This window comes from Polaribacter sp. BAL334, assembly GCF_015767435.1.
Lineage (GTDB): Bacteria > Bacteroidota > Bacteroidia > Flavobacteriales > Flavobacteriaceae > Polaribacter.
Genome location: NZ_JADWOV010000256.1, coordinates 1 through 764 on the forward strand (window position 1 = coordinate 1; position 764 = coordinate 764).

The 764-nt window shown below is 32.7% G+C and carries 1 protein-coding gene; it reads left to right on the forward strand.

The genetic code is table 11. From position 1 onward, the window contains the following. The coding region (locus IU405_RS05120; protein WP_197437539.1) for a BspA family leucine-rich repeat surface protein at positions 1-764 on the forward strand (764 nt) is incomplete at both ends.

Sequence of the window (764 nt, forward strand, 5' to 3'; positions counted from 1 at the left end):
ATCCAGGTACATCAAACTCAACTTCCATTTCGATTCCCACATTTTCAGGGGAAACTTATAATTACGATGTGGATTGGGATAATGATGGTGTTTTTGACGATTTAGGAGTAACAGGAAATATTACACATGACTTTGTCACAGCAGGAACTTATACAATAAATATAAGAGGAGATTTTCCTAGAATTTATTTTTTTACTTCTGGTGAAGAATCCAAAATTTTATCTGTAGAACAATGGGGAACTACAAATTGGACTTCCATGGGAAATGCATTTCGTGATTGTGAAAATTTGGTTATAAACGCTACAGATACGCCAAATTTATCTTCAGTCACAAATATGTCTGGAATGTTTTATGCCGCGTCTTCTTTTAACCAAGATATCAGTTCATGGGATATTTCTAAAGTATCAGACATTAGTTTTTTGTTTTCTGCAGCTACTTCATTTAATCAAGATTTGAGTTTATGGGATACCAGTAATGTTACAAATATGTCAGCTTTATTTGCTTCTGCTATTTCTTTTAATCAAGATATTAGTTCATGGAATACAGCTTCTGTAACCAATATGTTTGCAATGTTTAATAATGCAATAGCCTTTGATCAGGATTTAAGTGCTTGGAACATTGAAAATGTAACAGACCTAACAAATATGTTTAACAATGCAACACTTTCAGATTCAAATTACGAAGCCTTATTGATAAGCTGGAATGCTCAAAGCTTGCAACCTAACTTAAATTTTAGTGGTGGTAACTCTCAATATTGTACACAA